The sequence below is a fragment of the Streptomyces sp. TLI_171 genome, from assembly GCF_003610255.1.
Classification (GTDB): domain Bacteria; phylum Actinomycetota; class Actinomycetes; order Streptomycetales; family Streptomycetaceae; genus Kitasatospora.
This window is the reverse complement of the sequence record NZ_RAPS01000001.1, coordinates 3,314,933-3,332,088: the sequence shown is the minus strand read 5'-3', so window position 1 is coordinate 3,332,088 and position 17,156 is coordinate 3,314,933. Positions and strand designations below refer to the sequence as shown.

Genomic DNA, 17,156 nt, shown 5'->3' with positions numbered 1-17,156 from the left:
GCGCGGGCGTAGGCTCGACAGCCCCGCACAGTCTCCGAAGGAGCGGCAACGATGCCCCAGCTGAGGTCCAACACGGTCACCCAAGGTCGCAACATGGCGGGCGCGCGCGCCCTTCTGCGCGCCGCTGGCGTAGCCCGCGAGGACTTCGGCAAGCCGATCATCGCGGTGGCCAACTCCTTCACCGAGTTCGTTCCCGGCCACACCCACCTGCAGCCGGTCGGCCGGATCGTCTCCGAGGCGATCAAGCAGGCGGGCGGCATCCCGCGCGAGTTCAACACCATCGCGGTCGACGACGGCATCGCGATGGGCCACAACGGCATGCTGTACTCGCTGCCCTCGCGCGACCTGATCGCCGACTCGGTCGAGTACATGGTGAACGCGCACTGCGCGGACGCGCTGATCTGCATCTCCAACTGCGACAAGATCACTCCCGGCATGCTGATGGCCGCGCTGCGCCTCAACATCCCGACCGTGTTCGTCTCCGGCGGCCCGATGGAGGCCGGCAAGGCCACCCTGGTCGACGGCACCGTCCGCAAGCTGGACCTGGTGGACGCGATCTCCCAGGCGGTGAACGAGAACGTCTCCGACGCGGACATCTCGATCATCGAGGAGAACGCCTGCCCGACCTGCGGCTCCTGCTCCGGCATGTTCACCGCGAACTCGATGAACTGCCTGACCGAGGCGATCGGCCTGTCGCTGCCCGGCAACGGCTCGGTGCTGGCCACCCACACCGCCCGCCGCGCCCTGTACGAGCAGGCCGGCCGCACCGTCGTCGACATCACCAACCGCTACTACGGCGGCGACGACGAGTCGGTGCTGCCGCGCAACATCGCCACCCGCGCCGCGTTCGAGAACGCGATGGCGCTGGACATCGCGATGGGCGGCTCCACCAACACGATCCTGCACCTGCTGGCCGCCGCCCAGGAGGCCGAGGTCGACTTCGACATGCGGGTCATCGACAGCATCTCGCGCAAGGTGCCGTGCCTGTCCAAGGTCGCCCCGAACGGCGACTACTACATGGAGGACGTGCACCGGGCCGGCGGCATCCCCGCCATCCTCGGCGAGCTGTACCGCGGCGGGCTGCTCAACGAGGAGGTGCACACCGTGCACTCCGACTCGATCGCCGAGTGGCTCAAGACCTGGGACGTGCGCGGCGGTTCGCCCTCCGAGGAGGCCGTCGAGCTGTGGCACGCCGCCCCCGGCTGCGTGCGCTCCGCCGAGGCGTTCAGCCAGTCCGAGCGCTGGGCGACCCTGGACACCGACGCCGCGAAGGGCTGCATCCGCAGCGTCGAGCACGCCTACTCGGTCGAGGGCGGCCTCGCGGTGCTGTACGGCAACATCGCCGAGGACGGCTGCGTGGTGAAGACCGCCGGCGTGGACGAGTCGATCTGGCGCTTCCAGGGCAAGGCCGTGGTCTGCGAGTCCCAGGACGAGGCGGTGGAGAAGATCCTCGCCAAGCAGGTCACCGAGGGCGACGTGGTGGTCATCCGCTACGAGGGCCCCAAGGGCGGCCCCGGCATGCAGGAGATGCTGTACCCGACCTCCTTCCTGAAGGGCCGGGGCCTCGGCAAGGCCTGCGCGCTGATCACCGACGGCCGGTTCTCCGGCGGCACCTCGGGCCTGTCGATCGGCCACGTCTCCCCGGAGGCGGCCTCCGGCGGCGCGATCGCCCTGGTCGAGGACGGCGACTCGATCACCATCGACATCCCGGCCCGCACCATCAACCTCGACGTCTCCTTCGAGGAGCTGCACGAGCGCCGGCTGAAGCTGGAGTCGGAGGGCGGCTACCGCCCGAAGAACCGCGACCGCCAGGTCTCGGCCGCGCTCAAGGCGTACGCGGCGATGGCCACCTCCGCCGACAAGGGCGCCGTCCGGGACGTCTCCAGGCTCGGCTGACCCCCAGCGCGCCGTCCGGGAGCGGGCGGCCCCACGTGGTGATAATCGGACCGTGAGTACGACGAGTACGACGAGTGCGACGGCCACCGCGGACGGGGCCCCCGCCCCCGCGCCGATCCGCTTCTTCGGCACCACCTGGGTCCGGCGCGGCCGCGCCTACTGGCTGCGCCGGGTGCTGGTGCCGATCGGCGCGCTGGCGGCCGCCGCCGCCGGGGCGCTCGCGCTGCGGCTCGGCGTCTCCGGGGTGCGGCTGTCCGACGCCGCCCCGCTCTCCGTGCTGCTGATGCTCGCCATCGGCGTCTGCAACGCCCTCGCCGGCCTGCGGAACTGGAAGATCCTCACCGAGGGCAAGGAGTCGCTCAGCGGCTGGATGGCCGAGGAGAAGTCGCTGGCCGGCGTCTGGCTGATCGGCTTCGTCGGCGCCCTGGTCGCCTACTTCGCCCGCAGCCTGGTCGAAGCCCCCGGCGAGGGCCTCAAGCGCGCCGTCCACGACCAGGAGACCGCCACCTGGCACCGCCGCCGGACCGCCCGCGCGGAGCGCGAGGCCCGCAAGGCGACCCGGCGGCGGGCCTGAGATCGCGTCAGCTGCGGCTGATCGTCCCGCACTCTCCGGTGGTCTGCAGCGGCTTGGTCCGGTCGTACGGGTCGGTGGTCGGCCCGCTCGGCGCCGAGGCGTCCGCGCTCGCCCGCACGAAGGCGAAGTCGGGCTCCAGGTAGCCGGAACCCATCTCGCACCGGTTGTTGCCGTAGTCGCTGCTGCCCTTGTCCAGCACCGGCTTGCCGGGCTTCACCTGGTAGCGGGCCGGGTCGTAGAACCGGAAGTCCTGCACCCGGCGGACGATCTCCCGCTCCACCACCCCGTCGTGCGGGTCACCCTGCACGTACGCCACCGGCTTCGCGCCGCCCGGCGCACCGGAGTCCGGAGCGTCCGGCTTCGGCGCGGCCGAGGCGGTGGCCTTCCCGGCGTCCGGGCCGGCGCGCAGCGCGTACACGTAGGTGACGTCGGTGTGCACCATCATGCCGCGGTCGCCGTCGCCCTCGAAGGTGATCCGGCCCTGGACCTTCACCTGGTCGGTGACGGGCACCGCCCAGGACGGGTTGAAGCGGCTCAGCCAGTTGGTCGGGTCGTGCTCGGCGTCCGGGTGGGCCAGCGCCTCGGCCAGGTCGTCCGCGTCCTGACGGTCCATCAGGTCGAGCACCTTCTGCGCGCTGCCACCGGACAGCACCTGCGGATCCAGGTTGGTCGCGACCAGGTACGCCTTCACGGCCGCCAGGTCCTTGGCCACCTGCGACTGGCTGAACACGCCGGTCTCCGCCGGATCGGCCACCCCGATGCCGGCCTCGCCGTTCGGCCAGGCCTCGGCCGGGGAGCCCGCCCACGGGTGCTCCGCGGTCGGCAGCTCCGGGTCCACCTGCGGGGCGGCGCTGCTCGGCGCGGCCGTCTCGGCGCCCACGGTGGGCAGCGCGGAGGACTCGGGCACGCCGTTCGAGGTGTCCTCGGTGAACGCCAGTCCGACCAGGACCAGCACGGGCACCAGCAGCACCAGCAGCGCGTTGCGCACCGGGTGCTTGCGGGACCGGGCAACCGGTGCGGGACCGCCGGCCCGGCGGGTGCGGCCGCGCCAGCGGGAGCGGCGGACCTCCGTGACGGGCCGCCAGGCCTCGTTCTCCGGCGGCGGGTTGTCCTTCCAGCGGGCCGTCAGCATCCGGGCCCGCCCGGACGCCTCCTGCACTCCTGCGGCGCGGACGAAGTCCTCGTCCAGCACCAACCCCTCGAAGGGGTCCTGCGATTGGGGCTCTCTGTGGTCGGGCCCCGGCTCATCTGTTGTCGGCACGGCCGGAAGTATGCCGACCACCTCCGACACGCCCGACACCGGGGGCCGAACAACGGGTGTCAGCTCCTGCGGGCCGCCTTCACCGAGCCCACCACGCCCGCCACCACCAGCAGCAGCCCGGCCGGCAGCAGCGAGGTGAACAGCGCGCCGAACAGGCCCATGCTGCTCAGCACCCACAGCGCCACGGTGTTCAGCACCAGCAGCGCGCCGGCGGCCGGCAGCGCCGACTGCCACGGGTGCGCGTCCGCCCAGCGCCGCAGCCGGCGGTCGCCGCCCCCGCGCAGCCGGCCGCCGACCGTGCCGACCAGGAAGAAGAAGAACAGGCCGAGGCCGACCGGCCCGGCCAGAATGTCCGTCGACCAGTGGCCGGTGATCACGTCGACGCCGAGCGCGGCCCCGCCGACCACCGCGCCCACCGCCGTCGCCGTCCGCCACGGTCCGAGCGTCGCGGCGGCGACGGCGACCTGGCGGCTCTCACGTCCTGACAACTCTCCGTGTCCCATGTCTCCACGGTGCTCCTCGGCCGCCCCGGAATCCAGAGCGCGGGCCCCTGAGATTCCCCCTAGGGCCCGGCCGAGCAGCGGGCTCCCGGGCGGTCGGTCCCGCACTGTCACGTCGACGGTGACGGTGCGTCGGAGCGCCGCCGCCCGCAGGGTGGACACCGGCGCCGGGCCGGGGTCCGTCCGGTGCAAGATGGCGGGCAGGAACCGCAGCGCACGGAGGGCCCCATGAGCGACACCACCACCGCCGGCCAGAAGATCGCCTTCCTCGGGACGGGCAAGATCGGCGAGGCCCTGCTCTCCGGCCTGCTGCGGGCCGGCACCGACCCGGCCGACGTGCTGGTCACCGCCCGCCGCGCCGAGCGCGCCACCGAACTCGCCGACCGCTACGGCGTCACCACCGTCTCCAACGCGGAGGCCGCCAAGCTCGCCGACACCCTCATCCTGGCCGTCAAGCCGCAGGACATGGGCACCCTGCTGGACGAGCTCGCCCCGCACGTCGCCGCCGACAAGCTGGTGGTCTCCGCCGCCGCCGGCATCCCCACCGCCTGGTTCGAGGAGCGCCTCGCCCCCGGCACCCCCGTGGTCCGCGTCATGCCGAACACGCCCGTGCTGGTCGACGAGGGCATGAGCGTGATCTCCGGCGGCTCGCACGCGGCCGAGGCGCACCTGACCCGCACCGAGGCGATCTTCCGCTCGGTCGGCAAGGCGCTGCGGGTCCCCGAGAGCCAGCAGGACGCCGCCACCGCGCTGTCCGGCTCCGGCCCCGCCTACTTCTACTTCCTGGTCGAGGCGATGATCGACGCCGGCATCCTGCTCGGCCTGCCCCGCCAGGTCGCGCACGAGCTGATCGTGCAGTCCGCGATCGGCGCCTCGGTGATGCTCCGCGACTCCGGCGAGCACCCCGTCAAGCTCCGCGAGGCCGTCACCTCGCCGGCCGGCACCACCATCGCCGCCATCCGCGAGCTGGAGAACCACGGCGTCCGGGCCGCGCTGCTCGGCGCACTGGAGGCCGCCCGGGACCGCTCCCGGGAACTGGCCACCGGCGGAAAGTAGTCTCGGGTCCCGTGAGCTACGACCTGCTGATTCTGGACAACGACGGCGTGCTGGTGGACAGCGAGCCGATCTCCAACCGGGTGCTCGCCGAGTACCTCACCGAGCTCGGCTTCCCCACCACCGTCGAGGACTCCTACCGCGACTTCATGGGCACCGCCGCGCACACCGTGCACGACGTGATCGCCGAACGGCACGGCGCCACCCTTCCGGAGGGCTTCGACGACCTGTTCCACGACCGGGTGTTCGCCGCTTTCGCGGACGAGCTGCGGCCGGTGGCCGGCGCCGAGAAGCTGCTGAACCACCTCCAGGAGCACGGCCTGCGCTACTGCGTCGCCTCCTCCGCCCACCACTCCTGGATCCGCACCGCGCACCGCCTCACCGGGCTGTCCGGGTACTTCAGCGACGAGCTGCTGTTCTCCGCCCAGGACGTCGGCGTCGGCAAGCCCGCCCCCGACCTGTTCCTGCACGCCGCCCGCACCATGGGCGTCGACCCGGCCCGCTGCCTGGTGCTGGAGGACAGCCGCAACGGCGTGCTGGCCGCCCGCGCCGCCGGCATGGACGTGTACGGCTACGCGGCCCTCACCGACCCCGCCAAGCTCACCTCCGCCGGGGCCACCGGGCTGCTCACCGCCCTGGACGACGCGGTCCGGCTGCTGCCGAACTGATCCCGCCGGACCCCTCCCGCCGACGCCGCCGACCGCCTACGCTCTGCCCAACAGTTGCGTACCGGCCGGTAGCGTCGGTGGTGAGCGAGGTCCCGATGCAGGTCAAGGCCACGGTCGAACCCACCCCGCGACTCCGGCGGGCCCGGATCGCGCTGGCGGTCTCGTTCTTCCTGCAGGGCACCACTTTCGCCCTGCTGGTCACCTGCATCCCCGAACTGCAGAAGCGCTACGGCCTCAGCGACTCCCTGCTGCCGGTCTTCCTCGCCGCCGTCCCGATCCTGGCCGGCGTCGGCTCCATCACCTCCGAGACGCTGGTCGAGCGCACCACCGCCCGCGGCGTCCTGAGGGTCGTGCAGCCCGCCCTCTGCCTCACCCTGGCGCTCACCGGGCTCGGCTCGCAGCTCTGGCAACTCGCGATCGCCCTCGGGCTGTTCGGCCTCCTGGTGGGCGCCCTCGACGCCTCCATGAACATGCTCGGCGTCGGCCTCCAGCACCGCTACGGCCGCAGCATCATGATCGGCTTCCACGCCGCGTTCAGCCTCGGCGGCATCCTCGGCGCCGCCGTCGCCGGCCTCGGCGCGCACTGGGACGCCGGACTGCCCGCCCTGTTCGGTGGCGCCGCGGTCGTGCTGGTCCCGTCCGCGCTGGTCGCCGGCCGCTGGTTCGCCGGACCCGCCGAACTCGGCGACGCCGTCCGGGAGGCCGCCGCGCTCGCCGCCCGCCGGATCCCCTGGAAGCCGCTGCTGCCGCTGTGCGCCGCGATGGCCTTCGCCTACATCGCCGACGCCTCGGTCTCCAACTACAGCGTCAAGTACCTGACCGACGGCCTGCACAGCCCCGACGACCTCGCCAAGCTCTCCTACCTCGGCTACATGGTCGCCATGCTGCTCGGCCGTACCGTCGGCGACCGCGCCGTCCAGCGCTTCGGCGCGATCCCCGTGGTCCGCACCGGCGCCACCGTGGCCGGCGCGGGTTTCCTGATCGCCGCCGTCGCCCCCGGTACCTGGGCCGGCATCCTCGGCTTCACCGTCCTCGGTTTCGGCATCTGCGCGATCATCCCGCAGGTCTTCGCCGCCGGCGGCCGGCTCTTCCCGCGGGCCAGCGACGCCGCCGTGGCCCGCCTCAACCTCTTCAACTACGTCGGCTTCCTGATCGGCTCCCCGCTGGTCGGCACCCTCGCCGAAGTCTCCAGCTACCGCTGGGCGTTCTGCGCCCCGATGCTGCTGATCCTGGCCATCCTCCCGCTCGCCCCGCACTTCTCGCCCCAGCGGGCCGACGCGGGGACCACGCCCGCGGACACGCCCCAGGTGCCGCACCCCACGCGCCCCTGACGGGACCCGCGGCCGTTCCCGATACGGTGTGAGCCATGGCGGAAAGCACCTGTGGGCTGCACCTGTTCTGGGACGAGGCCGAGACCGGTTACGACTTCGGGCCCGGCCACCCGATGGATCCGACGCGGCTCGCGCTGACGATGCGGCTGATCGAGAGCCTCGGGCTCACCAGGCAGCCGTCCGTGCAGCTGCGGGCCGCCCCGGCCGCGGGGGAGTCGACGCTGCGGCTGGTGCACACCGCCGACTACATCGAGGCGGTGAAGCGGGCCGCCGCCGACCCCGCCGCCGTCGATGCGGCGCACGGCCTGGGCACCGACGACAACTGGGCGTTCCCCGGCCTGCACACGGCCTCCGCGCTGATCGCCGGCCAGTCGGTGGCCGCCGCCGAAGCGGTCTGGCGCGGCGAGACCCCGCACGCGGTGAACTTCGCGGGCGGGCTGCACCACGCGATGCCCGGCCAGGCGTCCGGCTTCTGCATCTACAACGACCCGGCGCTGGCCATCGCCCGGCTGCTCGAACTCGGCGCCGAGCGGATCGCCTACGTGGATGTGGACGTCCACCACGGCGACGGCGTCCAGCAGGCGTTCTGGAACGACCCGCGGGTGCTGACGGTCTCGCTGCACGAGAGCCCGTCCACGCTCTTCCCGCAGACCGGCTGGTCCACCGAGACCGGCGGCCCGGACGCCGAGGGCACCGCCGCCAACCTGGCGCTGCCGGCCGGCACCGGCGACGCGGGCTGGCTGCGCGCCTTCCACGCCGTCGTCCCGGAACTGGTCTCCGCGTTCCGCCCGCAGGTGATCGTCAGCCAGCACGGTGCGGACACCCACGTGGAGGACCCGCTCGCACACCTCGCCGTCACGGTCGACGCGCAGCGGATCATCGCCGAGTCGGTGCACCGCCTGGCCCACGAGCACGCGGGGGGCCGCTGGGTGGCCACCGGCGGCGGCGGGTACGCGGTGGTCGACGTGGTGCCGCGGACCTGGACCCACCTGGTGGCGACCGCCGCCGGGCACCCGGTCGACCCGGCCACCGAGACCCCGGAGGACTGGCGGGCCGAGGTGTTCCGGCTGACCCGCCGCCCCGCGCCGCAGCGGATGACCGACGGCGCGAAGCCGCACTGGTCGGACTTCCAGGACGGCGGCTACGACCCGGCCGACCGGCTCGACCAGGCGATCCTGGCCACCCGCCGGGCCGTCCTCCCGCACCACGGGCTGATCCCGTGAACGCCCGCGAGGAGCTCCGCGCCCACCTGCTGAAGCACCGCCTGGCGGGCCCCGAGGTGCCGACGCCCCGTCAGAACAACCTGCGGCACTACCGGCTGTTCGCCCAGGCCGATCCGAGGTCGCTGATGGGCCTCGAACCGGAGCCGCGCCGCGACGAGGCCGCCGTGCTGCGGCTGATGGTCGAACGGGTCGGCGTGAACCCCGACCCCCGCCACCTGGAGGGCCCGGACTCCATCGACCCGGAGCTGGCCCTGGCCGCCCTGGACCGGCTGGCCGAGCTGGTCCGCCGCACCGCCGACAAGCGCGGCAGCGTGCTGGCCGGCACTGGGCACCCGACCAAGCTCGCCGGTTTCCACAACGCGCTGGCCGGCGCGCTCGAAGCGGCCGGTTGCACCGTCCACACCCCTGCGCGGGGCGTGCGCTTCCGCGAGCCCACCCCCGAGGGGGAGCGTCCCCGCTACCTCGACCTGGTCGACCGGGTGGTGGTGATGCGCGCGCTGGACGGCCCCGAACGTCCCGGCCGGCCCGGCCCCGGCGACCTCGCGCACACCCACTCGCCGCTGCCGGTCCGGCTGGCCCTGACCGCGCTCGCCGACGCCGGCCACCGCCCGCCCGACCTGGTCCTGGGCGACCACGGCTGGCTCTGCGGCGCCGGCCGGCTCGGCATCCCGGCGGGCGGCATCGCCGACTGCAACGACGTCGCCCCGTTCGCCGCGGAGGCGGCCGGCCTGGTCGAGGTGGTCGTCCCGCTGGAGGACGGTTCGGCCCCGGACTGCTACAGACCGCTGAGCGACTACGTACTGCAACGGGCGGACCTCGCACCGTACAACAGTTGACGGCCCCCCTCTTCCCACCCGTACCACCCATAACTACTCTGGGGATACACGTGTGCCGGTGGAGTCACCGGAGGGGAAGCCGGTGCCTTGCACACGGGTAAGGGTCGGGTGATGGGTCATGAGTTCCGGCGAGCGTCCCCTGCAGGATGTCGTCTTCCTGACCGTGGCCGAGGTCGCCTCGGTGATGCGGGTGTCGAAGATGACGGTCTACCGCCTCGTGCACAGCGGCGAGCTTCCGGCCATCCGGGTCGGACGCTCCTTCCGGGTGCCCGAGCAGAAGGTGCACGAGTACCTCCAGGAGTCCTACGTGCGGCTGCAGAGCGCGTAGGGCACAGCCTCCACGGCCTCCACGGGGCACCGATTACGGCAAACGCGAGGTGGACGGTAGGCTAGGCCCTCCGTCAGTCGTATGGACTCCCGTCTCTCACGGGCGCGGGTCCGAGTGAGCGAGGAATGTTCCGTGGGCTCTGTCATCAAGAAGCGTCGCAAGCGTATGGCCAAGAAGAAGCACCGCAAGCTTCTGAAGCGCACTCGCGTGCAGCGTCGCAACAAGAAGTAACACCGCCTGCGGTCGCCTCGCGTCGCCAGGTTTCCGTCCTGCCCGCCCCGGATTGATTTCCGGGGCGGGCAGTGGCGTTTCCGCCCCGGTGACGTCGGCGCGGTACGGTGCAGGCCAGGGCGGGCTTCCAGGGAGGTCGGGGCAACGTGGGCAAGGTCGTGCTCGTCACCGGCGTGGCGCGCCGGCTCGGCGCGCGGTTCGCCGGGCAGATCGCCGAACAGCCGGGCGTGGACCGGGTGGTGGGGGTGGACGCCGGGCCGCCGCCGCAGGAGCTGCCGTTCGGGGTGCGGTTCGCCCAGGTCGACCTGCGGCGCCCGGCGATCGCCCGGGTGATCGCCGAGCACGAGGTCGACACCGTGGTCCACCTGAACGTCACCGCGCTCGGCGGCGGCGGCCGGGCCACGGTGAAGGAGACCAACGTCATCGGCACCATGCAGCTGCTCGGGGCCTGCCAGAAGGCCCCCGGTCTGCGCCGACTGGTCGTCAAGTCCACCACCGCCGTCTACGGCTCCGCGCCCCGCGACCCCGCGGTGTTCGGCGAGCGGATGCAGTCCAAGGCGCTGCCGTCGGGCGGCTTCGCCCGGGACGCCGCCGAGGTCGAGGGCTACGTCCGCGGCTTCGCCCGGCGCCGCCCGGACGTCGACGTGACGGTGCTGCGCTTCGCCAACATCCTCGGCCGGGACGGCGACACCCCGCTCGCCGCGTACTTCCGCCTCCCGCTGCTGCCCACCGCGCTCGGCCACGACCCCCGGCTGCAGTTCGTCCACGAGGACGACGCGCTGGAGGTGCTGCGGCTGGCCGCGCTCGGTGCGCCGACCGGCACCTACAACGTGGCGGGGGACGGCGTGCTGCTGCTCTCGCAGTGCGCCCGCCGGCTCGGCCGGCCCACCGTGCCGCTGCTGCGGCCCGCGCTCGGCGCGGTCGCCCAGCTGGCCCGGCAGCTGACCGCCCCGGCGGACCGCGCGTTCTCCCAGGAGCAGCTCCAACTGCTCACCCACGGGCGGGTGGTGGACACCGCCCTGCTGCGCGGGACGTTCGGCTTCACGCCGCACTGGACCACCGCCGAGGCGTTCGCCGACTTCGCCGCCCATGAGTCGCCGGGTCTGCTTCCGCCCGCCCGGCTGGCCGCCGTCACCGACCGGCTGGCCGGCCTGCTCGGCGACCACCGACCCACCGAGACCGAGGAGTTGAGGCCGCGATGACAGCTGTCCGGGAGCCCGCCGACCCGGCGGCCAAGGTCATCCCGATCGAGTCCGCCCCCAGCTGGAGCGGCCCCGAGCCGCGCCCGGCGCTGGCCGACCGGCTGGCCGACGGCGTCGGCGCGGCGCTCTCCGGCCAGCTCGGCGCGACCGCCACCCGGCTGCTCGGCAAGGGCTGGGAGCAGCGGGCCACCAACGGGCTGGGCTTCCTGCGCCGCCGCCTGACCGGCGACTACGAGGTCGACGACTTCGGGTTCGACCGGGAGCTGACCGAGGAGGTGTTCCTCGCGCTGCTGCGGCCGCTGGCGGAGAAGTACTTCCGGGTCGAGGTCCGCGGCACCGAGCACATCCCGGCCGAGGGCGGGGTGCTGATCGTGGCCAACCACTCCGGCACCGTCCCGCTGGACGCGTTGATGACGCAGGTCGCGGTGCACGACCACGCCCACCGGCACCTGCGGATGCTGGCCGCCGACCTGGTCTTCGTGCTGCCGGTGGTGAACGAGCTGGCCCGCAAGGCCGGGCACACCCTGGCCTGCAACGAGGACGCCCAGACCCTGCTGGAGCGCGGCGAGGTGGTCGGGGTCTGGCCGGAGGGCTTCAAGGGCATCGGCAAGCCGTTCGCCGACCGCTACAAGTTGCAGCGATTCGGCCGGGGCGGGTTCGTGGCCTCCGCGCTGCGGGCCGGGGTGCCGATCGTGCCCTGCTCGATCGTCGGGGCGGAGGAGACCTACCCGATGATCGGCAACTTCAAGACGCTGGCCCGGCTGCTCGGCCTGCCCTACGTGCCGATCACCCCGACCTTCCCGTGGCTGGGCCCGCTCGGGGCGATCCCGCTGCCGACGAAGTGGACCATCCAGTTCGGCGAGCCGATCCCGACCGACAGCTACCCGAAGGACGCCGCCGAGGACCCGATGCTGGTCTTCAACCTGACCGACCAGGTCCGCGAGACCATCCAGCACACGCTCTACAAGCTGCTGGTCCAGCGCCGCTCCGTCTTCGGCTGAGCGGCGCACCGACAGGGGCGCGGTGGTGATTCCCCCGCGCGCCCCTGTCGGCTCGCTCCTACTTCAACGTCAGCCCCGGGAGCAGCCCCGGGATGAGCGGCGGGATGGTGATCCCCTGCCCCTCCGCCGGGGTGGTGGGCGAACCCGAGGCGGCCGGGGTGGTCGCCGTGCTCGCGGCGGGCTCGGGGGAGGAGCCCGTCAGGCTGCCGAGCAGGTCGCCGAGCCCGGACTGGGTGGAGGCGCTGGGCGCCGGGGTGGCCCGGGCGGACGGCGCGGAGGCCGGGTTGCGGCCGCTGGTGGCGCCGCCGGTGGCCGCGGTGCCGCTGCCGGGGGCCTGCTGCCCCGTCCCGCCGGAGGTCCCGGTGCCTCCGGTGGTGCCGCCGGTCGGCGAGTTGCCCTGGCCCGGCTGGCGGTCCAGCCGGAGCGGGGCGACGTCTTCGCTTATGTCGTCGAAGAGTTGGTCGACCTTGTCGGCCTGGCTGGCGAGCCCGGTCGGCAGCTTGGACTGCAGGGCCGTCCAGCGCTGGTCCTCGCCGGCGAAGCCGGCCAGCTCGCGCATCGGGGCGAGCGAACCGTTGGAGCGGTAGACGGCGCGCAGCAGGTCGCGGCCGCGCAGGGCCTCCGCGTGCATGTCGTCGAGCGCGCGGCGGACCTGGTCGACGGTGGACGGGCTGAGCGCGCCGGGGCTGTCCGTCCGCCCGAGCAGCGACTGGGCCTCGTCGAGCCGGGTGGACGCCTGCTGGAGCAGCAGCGCACCGCGCTCGGAGTCGTTGTCGGCCCAGTCGAGGCGGAGCCCTTCGAGGCCGCGCTTCATGCCGTACAGCGCGTCGCCCGGGAGGGCGTTGGTGGACGCGGCGGCGGCCCCGGCGAAGGAGCCGACGGCGACGCCGGCGACCAGGCCGCCGATGGCGAGGCGGCGGCCCCAGCGATTGCGGCGGGCCCGCCGGCCGCGCTGGACCGGGAGGACCGCGGTGGGGGCGCCGCCGGCCCACTGCTGCTCGAACGCGGCCATCAGTTGGGCGCGTTGGACCGTCCGCGTCTCGGCGGCGAGCTCGGGGGCGGGGACCGCGCCGAGCGCGTCGGCCATCGCGAGGAGCTCGGTCATGGCGGCGGAGCCGGCGCGGTGCGAGCCGCTGCTCCGCTGGTCACTCTGGTGGGCCTCCAGCGCCTCGGCGAAGGACTTCGCCCGCCGGTGCTCCAGCACGTTTGCCGTCACGGGCCACACCTCCCTTCGTCGTTTTCGACACCGTGGCCCGCAGGTTGGTTGTCCCGACAGGCCGAAACCACACCATCGGGTGACAGTTCGAGTTGCCACTTGACTGCGGGCCCGATGACGGATTGCACGCTGGCCAACGAGCGGTGTCGGGAGTCGGTTACGCACGACCCCCCTGGCGTATTAAGCAGAGCAGATGACCGCCGCGTCACCCGGACGTGCGCACGCCCGGGACGGGTTGACGGTCGGTCGGGTCGGGGCCCGCCGGTCGGCGGTCTGCCGGATATCGCGTCCACGGTCGCCGGATCACCTGGCGTCCGGCGGCAGCAGGCGGGCCAGCGTGCGCACCGCCCGGTACTGCAGCGTCTTGATGGCGCCCTCGTTCTTGCCCATGATCCGGGCCGTCTCGGCCACCGACAGCCCCTGCAGGAAGCGGAGCGTCACGCACTCCTGCTGCTGCGGGTTGAGCCGGCGCACGGCGTCCAGCAGGGCGGCGTTGGAGAGCGACTCCAGCACCGACTCCTCCGGGCTGCGCTCGCACTCGTTGGAGTCGAGCATCTCGCCGGTGGTCACCTCCAGCCGGAACCGGCTGGACTTGAAGTGGTCGGCCACCAGGTTGCGCGCGATGGTGACCAGCCAGGCCCCGAAGTCGCGGCCCTGCCAGGTGAAGGTGCCGATCCGGCGCAGCGCGCGCAGGAAGGTCTCGCTGGTCAGGTCCTCGGCGGTGGCCCGGCTGCCGACCCGGTAGTAGATGTACCGGTAGACGGTGTCGGCGTAGTGGTCGTAGAGCCGGCCGAAGGCCTCGCTCTCGCCGTTCTGCGCGCGCTCGACCAGCTCCACCACCGGGTTGTGCTCGGTGTCGTAGCCGGGCCCGGCGGGCGCGGTGCGGGAGCGGCCGCGGGTGCCGGGGGCGGGCACGGTGCGGCCGCGCGGCGCGGCGGGGGGACTGCCCGCCGCGGTGGAGCCGCCCGCGGCGGGGGAGCCCGTCGCGGTGGAGCGCAGCAGCGGCGCGGCGAAGGCGGCGGGCGCGGGCGCGGCGAACGCGGGGCCGGCCACCGCGGGCTGGGGGACCAGCAGCTCGAACTCGCGGATCGCGGCCCACAGTCGGTCCAGGCGCACACCGCGGCGCAGAGTTGCGGTCGACGGGCGGGAGGTGGCTGGCGCGTCGTTCCGGACGGGTGGGTACACGGGACTCCCAGAGGCAGAACTGTGGACGGATCACCTCCGCCTGTGCGGAGAGCACGCCGCACTGACCACCCGTCACGGGGACGCTTGGGTGGCGTGCATCCAGGAGAGAATAACGCTTTGTGCAATGACAGCTACACCGCGTGGTCGAAGTGGTCGGATGAGGTCCACTTCTTGCGCATATTCACCTGTCAGTGACCGGAGTTGGCACCATCCATCCGGCCCAATGTGACCAGTTGTGCACGTCAGGTGACCGAACGTTGGTGTTCCGGCCGGGTTTCCCCGGTCCCGGCGGTCTCAACCCATGACTTTGACCGACTGGCGAACGATCAGTTCCGGACACGGTCGAGCAGGCTCGAAGCGCCGCCGTGGGGTCGGGGATTCGCTCCCCCGAGTGAGGCCGAACCACCCGCCCGTGGGACCCCGCCACCAGCGGATTGACGCCGGGTCAGGCGCGCTGCCGCCGCCGCATCGCGATCGCCGCCGCGGTCGCCCCGGCGACCACCCCCAGGCCCGCCGCGGCCGGCACCCCGATCCGGGCCGCCTTCCGCCCCGTCCGGAAGTCCCGCACCCGCCAGCCCATCGCCCGGGCGTGCCGGCGCAGCGCCGAATCCGGATTGATCACGTACGGGTGGCCGACCAGGCTCAGCATCGGGATGTCGTTCGCGGAGTCGCTGAACGCGGCGCACCTGGCCAGGTCCAGGTGCTCGCGGCGGGCCAGCGCCTGCACCGCGGCGGCCTTCGCGGGGCCGTGCAGCATGCCGCCGACCAGCTTCCCGGTGTACTCGCCGTTGCGGGTCTCGGCGACCGTCCCCAGCGCCCCCGTCATGCCCAGCCGGCGGGCGATCAGCCGGGCCACCTCCTGCGGGGCCGCCGTCACCAGCCAGACCCGCTGCCCCGCGTCCAGGTGCATCTGCACCAGCGCGCGGGTGCCCGGCCACACCTTCTCGGCCAGTACCGGCTCGAAGATCTCCTCGCAGATCTGCTCCAGGTCCGCGGTGCGCTTGCCCGCGACCAGGCTCAGCGCGCTGTCCCGGGCGTCCGCGATGTGCTCCGGGTTCTCCGCGCCCCGCAGCCGGAACGCCGCCTGCTGCCAGGCGAACCGGGCCAGGTCCCGCCGCGTGAAGAACCGCCGCCGGTACAGGCCCACCCCGAGGTAGAAGATCGCCGCGCCGCGCAGGATCGTGTTGTCGCAGTCGAAGAACGCGGCCGCCCGGACGTCCCCCGGCACCGGCGTGTGATCGCCCTCGGGCGCCGCCGGCCGCCCCGGTCCCTGCTCCTCGCCGTCCGGCGCGAGCTGCGCCTCGGCGGCGTCGGCCGCGGCCTCGCCCGCGAGGGCGGTCCGATCGTCGGTGGAACGCCTTGACTGGGTGAGCCTTCGCAGCGCGGCCATGCGACGAGCATAGTCAGCCGGCGCCGCCGACCCCGTGTCCGCGAAGTGCCGCACCGGTGAACGGGCGGCGACCTGTGCCGCGGGGCGCCCGCGGGACCGCCGGGCGCCCGGCGGCACAATGAATCCGTGAGCCTGCTGCGACGCGAGAAGAAGAACCCCGCCGACACCACCGTCACCCTGATCGGCAAGCCCGGCTGCCACCTCTGCGAGGACGCCCGCGCGACCATCCTCAAGGTCACCGCCGAACTGGGCGTCGCCTTCGAGGAGAAGGACATCCTCCAGGACGCGGCGCTCTACGAGGAGTACGCCGAGCAAATCCCGGTGACCCTGGTCAACGGCCGCCAGCACGACTTCTGGCGGGTGGACGAGGCCCGCCTCCGCAAGGCCCTGGCCTGACCCGCGCCCCAGCCGCGCGAGCGGTGTGACCCCGCTCGCACCCCCCGCCGCACAGCGGTGCTTCGTGAACGTTCGATGAAGATCGCCCTAGGTTCTGGCTCACTTCTCGGCTTACGATCGGACGGTTTCCGTGTCCGCCGGGGGCTGTGCAAGAGGAGGGCGCGATGAGCGGCTATGCCGTCGTCGACGTCGAGGCCACCGGTCGTAGCCCCTGGCGCCACCGGGTGGTCGAGGTCGCCGTGGTGCAGCTGGACGCCGGGCTGCGGGCGGAGCGGGAGTTCGTGACGCTGGTGGACCCGGCCGGCCCGGTGGGGCCGACGCACGTGCACGGGATAGCGCAGGAGGACGTGGCCGGGGCGCCCCGGTTCCGGCAGATCGCGCCGTGGCTGCTGGAGCTGCTGGCGGGGCGGGCGCTGGTCGGTCACCACGTGACCTGCGACCGGGCGTTCCTGGAGCGGGAGTTCGCGCGGATCGGGGTGGTGCTGCCGCCGGTCCCGCTGCTGTGCACGATGCGGATGGCCCGCCGGCTGCTGCCGGACGCGGGCGGTTTCGGACTCTCGGCGTGCGTGGAGGCGGCGGGCCTGGGCTGGTTCCCGGCGCACACCGCGCTGGGCGACGCGCGGGCCACCGTGGAGCTGCTGCGGCACTGCTCGCGGTCGGGTCAGGCGGCGGCGGAGCCGCCGGTCGGATCGGCCGTGCCGTGGCCGCGGCTGGCACCGGCCCGGTCGACGCGGGCGCACGGAGAGGTGCCGCTGCTGCGCCGGGTGGCGCCGCTGGGACCGTGGCCGGCGGGGGTGGAGGGCCCGCGGGCCCTGATCGGCGCGGCGGGTTACGAGTGATGCGTGTCACTGTTCGGGGACAAATC

The 17,156-nt window shown here is 73.5% G+C and carries 18 protein-coding genes; 13 read left to right on the top strand and 5 right to left on the bottom strand.

What is annotated here, in order from left to right:
- Positions 1-51: 51 nt before the first annotated feature.
- Together ilvD and BX266_RS15180 are read left to right on the top strand one after the other, a co-directional pair.
- Positions 52-1,896, top strand: coding sequence for a dihydroxy-acid dehydratase (ilvD, locus tag BX266_RS15185; protein ID WP_099900190.1), 1,845 nt, complete (start codon positions 52-54; stop codon positions 1,894-1,896).
- Between the two features lie 52 nt (positions 1,897-1,948).
- On the top strand, positions 1,949-2,470 hold the full coding sequence (locus BX266_RS15180; RefSeq protein WP_099900188.1) for a hypothetical protein: 522 nt from the start codon (positions 1,949-1,951) through the stop codon (positions 2,468-2,470).
- 7 nt (positions 2,471-2,477) lie between these two features.
- Here BX266_RS15180 and BX266_RS15175 read toward each other — a convergent pair whose 3' ends face one another.
- Positions 2,478-3,662 (bottom strand): hypothetical protein, encoded by a 1,185-nt coding sequence (locus tag BX266_RS15175; protein ID WP_143686932.1) that lies wholly within the window; start codon positions 3,660-3,662, stop codon positions 2,478-2,480.
- A 128-nt stretch (positions 3,663-3,790) separates the two neighbouring features.
- Entirely contained in the window at positions 3,791-4,234 is a 444-nt protein-coding gene (locus BX266_RS15170) for a hypothetical protein (protein WP_183096874.1), read from the bottom strand.
- A 225-nt stretch (positions 4,235-4,459) separates the two neighbouring features.
- Here BX266_RS15170 and proC point away from each other — a divergent pair, with 225 nt between their 5' ends.
- The 9 genes from proC to BX266_RS15125 all read left to right on the top strand — a co-directional run bounded on the left by proC (position 4,460) and on the right by BX266_RS15125 (position 12,104).
- Positions 4,460-5,287, top strand: a complete 828-nt coding sequence (proC, locus tag BX266_RS15165) for a pyrroline-5-carboxylate reductase (RefSeq protein ID WP_099900182.1) — start codon at positions 4,460-4,462, stop codon at positions 5,285-5,287.
- An 11-nt stretch (positions 5,288-5,298) separates the two neighbouring features.
- Positions 5,299-5,952, top strand: coding sequence for an HAD family phosphatase (locus BX266_RS15160; RefSeq protein WP_099900180.1), 654 nt, complete (start codon positions 5,299-5,301; stop codon positions 5,950-5,952).
- 95 nt (positions 5,953-6,047) lie between these two features.
- Positions 6,048-7,283, top strand: coding sequence for an MFS transporter (locus tag BX266_RS15155; protein WP_099907898.1), 1,236 nt, complete (start codon positions 6,048-6,050; stop codon positions 7,281-7,283).
- A 35-nt stretch (positions 7,284-7,318) separates the two neighbouring features.
- Entirely contained in the window at positions 7,319-8,506 is a 1,188-nt protein-coding gene (locus BX266_RS15150) for an acetoin utilization protein AcuC (RefSeq protein ID WP_099900178.1), read from the top strand.
- Positions 8,503-9,342, top strand: coding sequence for a phosphatase (locus tag BX266_RS15145; RefSeq protein ID WP_099900176.1), 840 nt, complete (start codon positions 8,503-8,505; stop codon positions 9,340-9,342). The genes BX266_RS15150 and BX266_RS15145 overlap by 4 nt, the downstream gene beginning before the upstream one ends.
- 118 nt (positions 9,343-9,460) lie before the next feature.
- Positions 9,461-9,670, top strand: coding sequence for a helix-turn-helix domain-containing protein (locus tag BX266_RS15140; RefSeq protein WP_099900174.1), 210 nt, complete (start codon positions 9,461-9,463; stop codon positions 9,668-9,670).
- Between the two features lie 132 nt (positions 9,671-9,802).
- The gene (locus BX266_RS15135; RefSeq protein ID WP_003948845.1) at positions 9,803-9,901 is read left to right on the top strand and encodes a 30S ribosomal protein bS22; all 99 of its coding nucleotides are present in this window, start codon (positions 9,803-9,805) and stop codon (positions 9,899-9,901) included.
- A 146-nt stretch (positions 9,902-10,047) separates the two neighbouring features.
- Positions 10,048-11,103, top strand: coding sequence for an NAD-dependent epimerase/dehydratase family protein (locus BX266_RS15130; protein ID WP_099900172.1), 1,056 nt, complete (start codon positions 10,048-10,050; stop codon positions 11,101-11,103).
- Positions 11,100-12,104 carry a lysophospholipid acyltransferase family protein gene (locus tag BX266_RS15125; RefSeq protein ID WP_180290496.1) on the top strand — a complete coding sequence of 335 codons (1,005 nt, stop codon included), beginning with the start codon at positions 11,100-11,102 and terminating at the stop codon, positions 12,102-12,104. Before BX266_RS15130 ends, BX266_RS15125 begins: the two co-directional genes overlap by 4 nt.
- A 58-nt stretch (positions 12,105-12,162) precedes the next feature.
- Here BX266_RS15125 and BX266_RS38615 read toward each other — a convergent pair whose 3' ends face one another.
- The 3 genes from BX266_RS38615 to BX266_RS15110 form a co-directional block, all read right to left on the bottom strand.
- Complete coding sequence (locus BX266_RS38615; RefSeq protein WP_180290495.1) at positions 12,163-13,320, bottom strand: DUF5667 domain-containing protein; 1,158 nt, start codon at positions 13,318-13,320, stop codon at positions 12,163-12,165.
- Between the two features lie 303 nt (positions 13,321-13,623).
- Positions 13,624-14,505, bottom strand: coding sequence for an ECF subfamily RNA polymerase sigma factor, BldN family (locus tag BX266_RS15115; RefSeq protein WP_399169681.1), 882 nt, complete (start codon positions 14,503-14,505; stop codon positions 13,624-13,626).
- Positions 14,506-14,950: 445 nt separating this feature from the next.
- The gene (locus BX266_RS15110) at positions 14,951-15,895 is read right to left on the bottom strand and encodes an HAD family phosphatase (RefSeq protein ID WP_099900168.1); all 945 of its coding nucleotides are present in this window, start codon (positions 15,893-15,895) and stop codon (positions 14,951-14,953) included.
- A 126-nt stretch (positions 15,896-16,021) separates the two neighbouring features.
- Between BX266_RS15110 and BX266_RS15105 the strand changes: the two genes are divergently transcribed.
- Both BX266_RS15105 and BX266_RS15100 read left to right on the top strand, forming a co-directional pair.
- The gene (locus BX266_RS15105) at positions 16,022-16,291 is read left to right on the top strand and encodes a glutaredoxin family protein (protein WP_259464709.1); all 270 of its coding nucleotides are present in this window, start codon (positions 16,022-16,024) and stop codon (positions 16,289-16,291) included.
- Between the two features lie 164 nt (positions 16,292-16,455).
- The gene (locus BX266_RS15100; protein ID WP_099900166.1) at positions 16,456-17,130 is read left to right on the top strand and encodes a 3'-5' exonuclease; all 675 of its coding nucleotides are present in this window, start codon (positions 16,456-16,458) and stop codon (positions 17,128-17,130) included.
- Positions 17,131-17,156: the final 26 nt, after the last annotated feature.